Below are 8,580 nucleotides of genomic sequence, written 5' to 3'. Positions count from 1 at the left end.
AAATTCAGGCGCCGAAATTTCAAATTCTCAAAATTTTGAAGACGCGGTAAATTTCACTAGCGGCGAGACCCGCGTCGAAAACGGCGATAGCCGCGCCCTGCACGACGAAACCGCCGCCGAGCGTACCGCAAGCTCCGCCGATATAAATTTTACTCGCAGCTCAAATTTAGATGCCGAGTACGGGACAACCGCCGCTGGTGAGCGCGACGTAAATTCCACCGAGAGCAGTCGCAACGAAACCTCTGCTTACGACGCAACCGCTTTAGGATATGCTGCCGATAAATTTAATATGAATGGCAGCGCGATTTACGGCGAGTTACACAGCGGCATAAACGACAAAGCTAGCGATAGGTCGCAAGGCGACATAGGCGCGCGTTGCGATGACTTAAAAAGCGTAGCGAGCAGCAACTTGGGCAGCGGCGTAGATCGTAGCAATCATAGCGATGGCACAGATAGCGGCAATCGTGGCGGCGATGTAGATAGCAGCGAGCGGAGCGACGGTATGAGCGATTTTGGGGGTGGGATTGGCGGCACGCGCGGCGGATCAAAGGATGATTTCGACGGCGCGGGCGGCAGCACGGACGATTGGGATGATGAGCGCAAAAGAGGCGAAGTTCGGAGCAATTTTGCGGGAGCGTTTTTCTCTCCGTTTAAAATTCTATCCTACGCGGCGCTCGTGGCGGCGATCTACCTGCTTGCCAAGCTGTCCTTGCTAAACCCGCTAGCGATTATCTTGGGCGTTGCGATCATTCCTCTGGGCACGATGATCGTTGCCTTCGCTGACAAAGACGCGCGCTAAACTCAAACGGCACGAGCAGACGCTTTAAATTTTAAAATTTAGCTTGGGTGGGATTGAGCGCAGATCGGCACAGGATAAAATCGCGGCGATGCCCGCTACCGCGTGCGGCGCCACTGACACCGCGCGTTCGGCACGTACCTGGGCGCGCTAAATTTATAAAATTTGCGCCGCGCATCTTTGAGCTTCTGCGTAAATTCAGATCAACGCGGCGAGCCGTAGAAATTCTACGCAGCCTCTAAGCGCATAAATTTCGGAACTAAATTTTACCGCCGCAGATTGCAAATACGGCGCGAAATCCTTATCTATATTTAATTAAATTTTAGCTACCATTATGCAAAATTTGAGGAAAAATTATGAATTACGATACCTTGAAAAAAATCTTTTTTCGATTTGATCCCGAAACCGCTCATAAGATCGCAGAATTTGGACTTCGCGCGCTCTATGCGACTCCGGGCGGGCTTGAGGCATTGGCAAAATTCGGCGTTTATAAAGATGAAATTTTAACTCAAAATATATGGAATTTAAGCTTCGATAACCCCGTGGGTATCGCGGGTGGCTTCGACAAAAACGCGACGATGATCGCGCCTCTGGCGGCTCTTGGCTTCGGACACATCGATTTTGGCACCTTTACGCCGCGCCCTCAAAGCGGAAACGAAAAGCCGCGACTTTTTCGCCTCGTTAGCGAGCAGAGCATTCAGAATGCGATGGGCTTTAACAACGAAGGTGCCGATATTATCGAGCATCGCGTGCGAAAAATTTATCCTTTTGTAATCCCGATCGCCGCAAATATCGGCAAAAACAAAGCCACTCCGAACGAGGACGCGCTAAGCGATTACGAAGCCTTGGGCCGTAAATTTAACGGGCTGTGCGATTTTTTCATCATCAACGTAAGCTCGCCGAACACTCCAAATCTGCGCGCTTTGCAAGAAAACAGCTTCATAAGCGAGCTGATCGGAGCGATGAAAAAAATCACGAACAGGCCGCTCGTCTTAAAGCTGGCGCCCGATATGAGCGCGGATCAGGCGATCGCGCTGTGCGAGTGCGCGGTGCAAAGCGGCGCAAGCGGCATCATCATAAACAACACGAGCGTCGATTATTCGCTAAGCCCCAACGCCAGGGACTTCGGCGGCCTAAGCGGCAGACTGATCACCGAAAAATCGCGAAAGCTTTTCGCGCAGGTCGCTCGCGAGCTCTTCGGCCGCACGATCCTAATCAGCTGCGGCGGCATAGACAGCGCGCAGGAGGCCTACGAGCGCATCAAATCGGGCGCGAGCCTGGTTCAAATTTTTACCGCCTTTATCTTCAAAGGCCCGTTCGTCGCAAAATCGATCAACGAGGGGCTGGCGGAGCTTTTGCGCGCAGACGGCTTCAATAACATAAGCGAAGCGGTCGGGGCAAATTTAAAAGATCGCGCGGGCGAAGGATACGGCGTTATAGGCGATCAGACCGAAAATCGCGGCGGCGGCGCGGATTTGCGCGCTTGCGAAGACAAAGAGGCGAATGCCAAAACGGATAAAATTTCGAGCACGAGCAAAAGCGAGGAGGCGAGCGAAATTTCAAACGTGCCCGAAAGCAAGGATGCGGACAGAATTTCAAACGACGGCAAAAGCGAAATATCGGGCACCCAAGCTGATAAAATTCCCGCAGTTCAAACAAGCTCAATCTCCGAAACGGATGAAAATTCTAGCGCTTCGACAAATTTAAACGCCTTGGTAAGCGCAGATACCGCGACGGATCTAAGCTCGGCCGAGCAAAGCGGTGCGGAGAGCGAAAATTCAGAGATTAAAAGTGGCGCGAATAATAAAAATTCCGAGGTTAAAAACATAAAACGAAGCAGCGCAAAAGGTGAAAATTTAGAGGATAAAAGTACAAAGCAAGGCGGTGCGGATCGAAAGTCGGATAAAATTTCAAAAGGCGTGTCTAAAGGCGGCGCAGAGCAAAAGCAAAGTCAAATTTCAAAAGTCGACGTAAGCTCCAAGCGCGGTAAAATTTCAAAGGATGCCTCGCAGAATGACGCTTCGCAGAAAGATGACGCACAGAATGACGCCTTGCATAAGGACGCCGTGCAGGATAATATCTCACAGAAGGACGCTACGCAAAAAGACGCCTTACAGAAGGATGCCTCGCAGCAAAAGGGCGCCGAAGCAAAAAATCTCTCGAAAAGCAGCATAAAGAGCGAGAATTTAGAGGCTAAAAGCACAAAGCAAAGCGACACGGCAAGTAAAACCGCATCTAAAAATAAAACCGCAACTAAAGCCGCGCCAAAAAACGACACAGAAAGCAAAAATTCTAAAACTAAAGCCGCGCCAAAAAATAGTGGGGAAAGCAAAAGTTCAAATAGCAAAAACGTAAAGCAAAGCGGCGCCAAAACTAAAAATGCCGAGGCTAAAGAGACCAGAGAGGTTAAAGAAGCGAGCGGCGCCCAAGACGCGGAGCAAAACTCAAGCAAAAAACGAAAGGCGAAAAAAGATTAATGTTTCCGAAATTTAAGAAAATCACGCTGCAAAACGGGCTTCAAATTTATCACATCCCGATGAATAAAGGCAGCGGCGTCATCAGCGTGGACGTGTTTTACAACGTCGGCTCGCGCGACGAGGTGATGGGCAAAAGCGGCATCGCGCACATGCTGGAGCATCTAAATTTTAAATCCACGAAAAATCGCAAGGCAGGCGAGTTCGATGCGATCGTAAAGGGTTTCGGCGGCGTGAACAACGCAAGCACGGGCTTTGATTACACGCACTACTTCATCAAGTGCGCGAGCTCAAATTTAGAGGTCTGCTTGGATCTTTACGCCGACATCATGCAAAACTTGAGCCTCAAAGACAAAGAATTTCAGCCCGAGCGCAAGGTCGTACTCGAGGAGCGGCTGTGGCGCACCGATAACGATCCGTTCGGATATCTATTTTTCAGGCTCTACAACGCCGCGTTTTTGTACCACCCGTACCACTGGACGCCGATCGGCTTTCGCAAGGATATCGAAAACTGGAGTATCAAAGATATCAAGGAATTTCACGCTAAATTTTATCAGCCGCAAAACGCCGTGCTGCTGATCACCGGCGACATCGGCGAAAAGGCGGCGTTTGATGCGGCAAAAAAACACTTCGCGCCCGTAAAAAACAAAAGCGAAATTCCGTGCCTTCACTGCACCGAGCCTGCGCAAGACGGCGAGAAGCTTAGCATTATTTACAAAAACAGCGAGGCGCAGATCGTTGCAGTCGCCTTTAAAATTCCGCCGTTTAACCACCCTGACGCCGCGGCGATCAAAGCGATGGATATATATCTTAGCGGCGGCAAGAGCTCGCTTTTGCAGCGCGTGCTGGTCGATGAGAAAAAGCTCGCCAATCAGATCAACATCTACGATATGAGCGGTAAGGATGAGAATTTATTTATAGTCTTTGCCGTTTGCAACCAAGGCGTAAGCGGCGAGGCGCTAAGAGATGAAATTTTAGCGCTGATCGAAAAAGCCAAAAAAGCTAAAATAAGCGACGATGATATGCTAAAGATCAAAAACACCCTAAGCAGCGATCTGATCTACTCCCTCGACAGCGCTAGCAAGGTAGCGCAGATGTACGGCAGCTACATCGTCCGCGGCGATCTGGACGCGCTATTTAGGCTGGAGCGCGAGATCAAAAGTCTAGATAAAAACGCGGTTAAAAAAGCGATGAAAACCTATCTAAGCCTTAAAAGATCCACAAGCATTATCTTACGAAAGGAAAACGATGAATAAAAATGTCATAATCGGCTCTATGACGGCGCTGATCACGCCTTTTAAAGAGGGCAAACTCGACGAGCAGACCTACGCCAAGCTCATCAAAAGACAGATCGCAAACGGCATAAGCGCGGTCGTACCCGTCGGTACCACGGGCGAGAGCGCGACGCTGACGCACGACGAGCACCGCGTCTGTATCGAGATCGCCGTAGATGCGTGCAAGGGCACGGACGTCAAGGTGCTAGCGGGCGCGGGCAGCAACGCAACTCACGAAGCGATCGGGCTAGCGCAGTTTGCGCAGGCTCACGGCGCGGATGGAATTTTATCCGTAGCGCCCTACTACAATAAACCCACCCAAAAGGGGCTGTATCTGCACTACAAGGCGATCGCAAGCTCGGTAGATCTGCCGGTACTGCTATACAACGTGCCAGGGCGCACTGGCTGCGACATAGCCGCAGATACGATCATCAAGCTTTTTAACGACTGTGAGAACATCTACGGCGTCAAAGAAGCTAGCGGCAGCATCGATAAATGCGTCGATCTGCTCGCGCACGAGCCGCGCCTTAGCGTGCTTAGCGGCGAGGATGCGATCAACTATCCGATCCTAAGTAACGGCGGCAAGGGCGTGATCTCCGTCACCGCAAATTTACTGCCCGATTACACGGCGAGACTAACGAAATTTGCGTTGCAAAATGAGTTTTTAAAAGCCAAGCAGATCAACGACGATCTCTACGCGATCAATAAAATTTTATTCTGCGAGAGCAATCCGATCCCGATCAAAGCGGCGATGTATATCGCGGGCCTCGCGCCGAGCTTAGAGTACCGCTTGCCGCTTTGCGAGCCGAGCGCGGAAAACCTCAAAAAAATAGAAAACGTAATGAAACAATACACTATCAAAGGATTTTAATTGACGAACGAATTTAAAGGAAAAACGCTAGTTATCAGCGGCGGCACGAGAGGCATAGGCAGGGCGATAGTTTTGGAATTTGCAACTGCGGGGGCAAATATCGCTTTTACGTATAATTCCAACGAGGAGCTGGCGACTTCGCAAGCAGCCGAGCTTGAGAAGGCTTACGGCATCAAGGCGCGCGCTTATGCGCTCAATATCTTAGAGCCAGAGACCTACAAGGAGCTCTTTGCTAAGATCGACGAAGATTTTGCGCGAGTGGATTTTTTCATCTCAAACGCCATCATCTCGGGTCGCGCGGTCGCGGGCGGATACACTAAATTTATGAGGCTAAAGCCGCGCGGCATCAACAATATCTTTACCGCGACCGTAAATGCCTTCGTCGTGGGCGCGCAAGAAGCCGCAAAACGCATGGAGGTGGTAGGCGGCGGCTCGATCATCTCGCTTAGCTCCACTGGAAATTTAGTCTATATCGAAAACTACGCGGGTCACGGCACGGCAAAAGCCGCCGTCGAAGCGATGGCGCGCTACGCCGCGACCGAGCTTGGAGCGAAAAACATCCGTGTAAACGTAGTAAGCGGCGGCCCGATCGAGACGGACGCGCTTAGGGCCTTTACCAACTACGAAGAGGTGCGCGACAAGACCGCCGAGCTTAGCCCGCTAGGACGCATGGGGCAGCCGGAGGATCTGGCGGGAGCATGTTTATTTCTATGCTCGAGCAAGGCTAGCTGGGTGACGGGGCACACCTTCATCGTCGACGGCGGAACGACCTTTAAATAATGCTAAATTTACCCAATATTTTAGCGAGCTTTCGCGTTGCGCTGGCGCCGCTGTTTTTTTGGCTGATCCTACTAGCCGGCCATGCGAACGGCGGCATGGTAGGCTCAGTGCACGTCAGCTGGATCGATTATTTTGCCGCGCTCGTCTTCGTCATCGCCTCCGTCACGGACTTTTTCGACGGATACATCGCGCGCTCTTGGAACCAAAAGACCAAGCTAGGCGCCATCATCGATCCGCTTGCTGATAAGATGCTGACGCTTGCGGGCTTTTTGGGGCTTATGTTTATCGGGCGCGCCAGTCCGTGGGCGATCTACCTAATCCTAATCCGCGAGTTTTTCATCACTGGCCTTCGCGTGGCGATGGCGGGCGACGGCGTAGAGGTCGCCGCATCGATGGCGGGCAAGGTAAAGACGGTCTTTCAGATGATCGCTATCGGCTGGCTAACGATGCAGTGGCCCTATGCAAACGCCCTACTCTGGATCGCGGTTGCGCTGACGCTATATTCGGGCTTTGAATACGTCGCGGCGTATGCTAAGGCTACGAAAAAAGGCTAAATTTAGACTAGATATGGCTTTTATACTTGAAGAGAAAATCGGCGAAGAAAATGCAAGAAAGTATAAGCTCAATAAGGTAGAAAAAGATATTAGAAATAAAATTTATAAAAAGCGATTGCCTTTTAGATGTTATCCTGAAATTTCTATAGAATTAAGCTGGCGCATAGATAGAGAGCTTGGCGCATTGCTCATAAACTACGGGAGGTTTAGCGGCTTTTGGGATCATTGTAATTTAGATTTTAACGTATATAGATTGTATTATCAAGGCAAAATGTTTGATACAGTCATTACTTACGGCGCTTGGTTCGGCGATTTTAGGATGATAAATGGACAGAAGCGACGTATTCATAAAATTTATGCACTAGAACCGAAAAACAGCGGCAAGCTCAGTCAAAGTGATATTTTTAAAATTTTACAAGACGCCCTTAACGCCGAAAATGAAAATGTTTTGCTAATAGACGCCCTGGATTACAACATTGATTATGTAGGTGGATTTTTAATTGACGGATACCGCTTTGAGGATAACTTAGGACAAATCATAAATCCATTTAGAGATCAACACGGTCTAGCTAGCTTAAGCCGAGATGAGATAGATAGTCTGTGGTGTATCTCAAAGGAGCTAAACGAGATTTTTCTTATAAAAGTGGGCTCGGACGGTAGCAATGATCTTTTTACGCTTACCCATTACAATCACGGTTATTACGAATACCACGCAAATATAGTGCTAAAGCAAATTTCCAACAAAACCGTAGATGGAGTAAATGAAATCAGCTACAAGATAAAGAAAATAGAAATTTTAGGCGATCGCAGCGCCGCGCCAACGCAAGGCAAAATAAAACGACTAATACGCCAAATGTTTAGATCCACTTGCGAAAGTGGCTTAGAGGGCTTTAGTCCAAATTTAATAGATGAAAAATTTAAACTAAGCTTGGTTAAATGACCGACCAAAACTAAAAATAAATTTAAAAGTAATATAATTTTTCTCATAAAATTCTCCCTATTCTTCATTTTAATAATCTTCATCTAAAAATTCCTCTTCAGAAACTGTTGGCACTCCCAAAGTGCTTCCATAAACTTCTACTAAATCTTCATCTACAATTTTAGCACCTTGTTCTTTTATATTTTTTGAAGTTATAGGTAGAATGAATCCATCTGGTAAATTTTTGTAAGCTGTTCCACGCATTTGCATGTGCATTCTTAGTATATTATTATCTGAATTATATTTTGCTTGAGCAAGAGCTGTAACAGGAATAAAAAATAATTTTTTTCTAATATCATAATTAGTATCCACATATATATAGTCAAACAAAACTGTAACATTCCTTACAACTTTATCATCCACTCTACATAAAGCGGCTCTAAAAGTTGTTGTTCCAGTATATTCATCAACTTTATCAACTTTTGCTTTCCCAATTCCTAAACAATAACCTTTCATACTATAATCATCATCTTTAATATTAAACGAACTATTAGCCTGTGCCATAAAAGTTAATATAAAAATCCCTAACAAAATAAATTTTTTCATCCCAAATCTCTCCTTTAAATTTTTAAAATTATTCTTAATTTCTCTCTCAAATTTTAATCTATCGCATGAAATTCCATTGTTAAAGGATCTTTTCCGATTTTTTCAGCCCACTGCATTGAATCTGTTTTTAATTTGCCTGTTTTCTTATTTACTTGATAACTAAATAATCGTGGTGCTACACTTGGATCTCCACCACATTTTTCATTATCACTGCGAATATCAAAATAATAATAATTTTCATCTTGTCCAGTATCTAAAGTCATTATACAGTTAACATCAGCTAAATCATGTTTAATGATAGATTTT

Annotated in this window: 7 protein-coding genes and 2 pseudogenes; 7 read left to right on the top strand and 2 right to left on the bottom strand. The window is 47.2% G+C overall.

The window, feature by feature from the left end; all coding sequences use genetic code 11:
* From Q0256_RS01180 to Q0256_RS01150, 7 genes and pseudogenes are all read left to right on the top strand, one after another.
* Positions 1–799, top strand: a pseudogene (locus Q0256_RS01180) (hypothetical protein); the annotation flags it as partial.
* Between the two features lie 353 nt (positions 800–1,152).
* Positions 1,153–2,205: pseudogene (locus tag Q0256_RS01175) on the top strand (quinone-dependent dihydroorotate dehydrogenase); the annotation flags it as partial.
* Between the two features lie 1,067 nt (positions 2,206–3,272).
* Entirely contained in the window at positions 3,273–4,526 is a 1,254-nt protein-coding gene (locus Q0256_RS01170; protein WP_297959264.1) for a pitrilysin family protein, read from the top strand.
* A complete protein-coding gene (gene dapA / locus Q0256_RS01165; protein ID WP_297946499.1) occupies positions 4,519–5,415 on the top strand; it encodes a 4-hydroxy-tetrahydrodipicolinate synthase in 897 nt (298 codons plus the stop codon). The genes Q0256_RS01170 and dapA overlap by 8 nt, the downstream gene beginning before the upstream one ends.
* Positions 5,416–6,195 (top strand): enoyl-ACP reductase, encoded by a 780-nt coding sequence (locus tag Q0256_RS01160; RefSeq protein WP_297959262.1) that lies wholly within the window; start codon positions 5,416–5,418, stop codon positions 6,193–6,195.
* Positions 6,192–6,749: a CDP-diacylglycerol--glycerol-3-phosphate 3-phosphatidyltransferase gene (pgsA, locus tag Q0256_RS01155; RefSeq protein ID WP_295152120.1), complete on the top strand. Its 558-nt coding sequence runs from the start codon at positions 6,192–6,194 to the stop codon at positions 6,747–6,749. The genes Q0256_RS01160 and pgsA overlap by 4 nt, the downstream gene beginning before the upstream one ends.
* Complete coding sequence (locus tag Q0256_RS01150; protein ID WP_297959260.1) at positions 6,724–7,689, top strand: hypothetical protein; 966 nt, start codon at positions 6,724–6,726, stop codon at positions 7,687–7,689. Before pgsA ends, Q0256_RS01150 begins: the two co-directional genes overlap by 26 nt.
* A 69-nt stretch (positions 7,690–7,758) precedes the next feature.
* Here Q0256_RS01150 and Q0256_RS01145 read toward each other — a convergent pair whose 3' ends face one another.
* The gene (locus Q0256_RS01145) at positions 7,759–8,274 is read right to left on the bottom strand and encodes a hypothetical protein (RefSeq protein WP_297959258.1); all 516 of its coding nucleotides are present in this window, start codon (positions 8,272–8,274) and stop codon (positions 7,759–7,761) included.
* Between the two features lie 53 nt (positions 8,275–8,327).
* On the bottom strand, positions 8,328–8,580 hold a 253-nt coding region (locus Q0256_RS01140), incomplete at its 5' end, for a hypothetical protein (protein WP_297959256.1).

The organism is uncultured Campylobacter sp., from assembly GCF_937949835.1.
GTDB lineage: Bacteria > Campylobacterota > Campylobacteria > Campylobacterales > Campylobacteraceae > Campylobacter_B.
The sequence above is the reverse complement of the archived record's forward strand: the minus strand, read 5'-3'. Positions and strand labels throughout refer to the sequence as shown.